We start from the raw sequence: 1,585 nt of genomic DNA, 5'->3' as shown, positions 1-1,585 counted from the left end.
TTTGCGCATAATGCCGTCCTGCAGCCGATGCTCTTTCAGATGTTGCCGGTTTTCCTTGATGAAAATAAATTTCCTATTACAGATAATCTGACACTATATGTTGATTCATATGCCAAAATGATTTGGGATCCAAGTGATTTTAATACACCAAACATGAATGATAATGCTCAAACAAATAAAGAATATCAGCATTTAGCAAATCGTTTACTTATTACACAACCTATAGTTGAACGTTTAATTTCTCAAAATTATACCCAAAATAGTGAAGAATTTGATAAAGCGGAAACAGGACTAAATTCAATCTTACATAAATATCGATATAATCGTTTAAAAGATTTTTTAACAGATGCAACACCTATAAAGTTTAAACAACAAGAAGGTCGAAATTTGACATCTGAAGAGCATAATTTGCTGCAAGATGCAAATTTAGCATCCCAATATTATGCTAGACTAAAGATGTTCTCAGATAATATTTATAGAAAAGGGATGAATGTACAGAGTGATATTCTAAAAGAAAAATTCCCACACCTAAAAGATAAAATTATTAGTGCAAATAAACCTGACAATTATACGGAAAATGGAAAAGTTGTAGGTTTAATATCAGATTTTGGAGCAGTAAAATTTATTATGTATACCAACCCAGAACAAAATCAAATATTGAAAACTAGATTTATTATCGAATAAATAGAAAGCCGTCTTATGTATAGTAATAAATTAATAACCCTTTTTTTTCTATTGCCTTTATTGTGCCATGCAGTTGAGTTTGATGAAACTCTATATAACGACTGTAAAGATAGAGCTATGTTATGTGTTGCTAGAATTTATTCTCCCAAAGGCAATAACTATAAATCTATGTGGTATGACGACAATGGCAAGTTAGCATTTATAGCCTTTACTAATCAACAAATGAAAAATCAAGGTCGCCCATCTCTAGCGATGTTTATTAGTGATGACAAAATATCTGATACCAATATTGATGAATTTTTAGCATCTTTCGATCCTGATAAATATCGAATATCTCATGATCCAAGATATAAATTTTTACCATTAGTATGTCGAACTCATTGTGATCCTTATTCTCTTTTTAATATTGATAACAAATTTAAACCTGATGATAAAGATAAAATCTTTTTTTCAATCCCGACAGATAACACAGATTTTTATAAGAGTTTTTATTTAAATAAGGATTATATAGAAGGTATATATCCTAATTAACTGTTATAGCCTTTGTCGGCATAGACGGTCGTACCTTTGGGCAGCCCTTCCAATAAAGGCGACAGGTGTTTGCACTCATGGGCATTGGCAGGAGTGATGTGCAGTTTCTCGATATAGCCTTCCTCATCGGTACGGGTATGTTGTTTGTAACCGAGTCTGTAGAGGCTGTTTTTCTTTGTCCAACGGGCATCGTTGTCCTTACTCGGTGTGGTTTGGCCGCTGATTTGTCCTTCTTCATCAACTTCTATGGCCTGACGCTGTTTGCTGCCGGCGGTCTGAATAATGGTGGCGTCAACGACGGCAGCGGATGCTTTCTCTATTTTTAGGCCTTTTTCGGTCAGTTGTCGGTTAATCAGTTCCAGCAATTCGG

2 protein-coding genes and 1 pseudogene are annotated in these 1,585 nt (G+C 34.1%); 2 read left to right on the top strand and 1 reads right to left on the bottom strand.

Features of this window, described 5'->3' with window-relative positions; all coding sequences use genetic code 11:
• Both HMPREF2675_RS11490 and HMPREF2675_RS00960 read left to right on the top strand, forming a co-directional pair.
• Nucleotides 1-684, top strand: a 684-nt coding sequence (locus tag HMPREF2675_RS11490) for a hypothetical protein (protein WP_283127778.1), incomplete at its 5' end; no start/stop codon positions are given.
• Nucleotides 685-699: 15 nt separating this feature from the next.
• The gene (locus HMPREF2675_RS00960; RefSeq protein WP_070813744.1) at nt 700-1,215 is read left to right on the top strand and encodes a hypothetical protein; all 516 of its coding nucleotides are present in this window, start codon (nt 700-702) and stop codon (nt 1,213-1,215) included.
• On the opposite strand, the pseudogene HMPREF2675_RS00955 reads toward HMPREF2675_RS00960, so the two are convergent.
• Nucleotides 1,215-1,585, bottom strand: a pseudogene (locus HMPREF2675_RS00955) (transposase); the annotation flags it as partial. The gene HMPREF2675_RS00960 and the pseudogene HMPREF2675_RS00955 sit on opposite strands and share 1 nt — an antisense overlap.

The organism is Neisseria sp. HMSC061H08 (assembly GCF_001836795.1).
Taxonomy (GTDB): domain Bacteria; phylum Pseudomonadota; class Gammaproteobacteria; order Burkholderiales; family Neisseriaceae; genus Neisseria; species Neisseria subflava_A.
This window is presented reverse-complemented; position numbering and strand designations above follow the sequence as displayed.

Coding starts and splice junctions, on each gene's coding strand:
- HMPREF2675_RS00960 (WP_070813744.1), top strand. CDS start 700: ATGTATAGTAATAAATTAATAACCCTTTTTTTTCTATTGCCTTTATTG.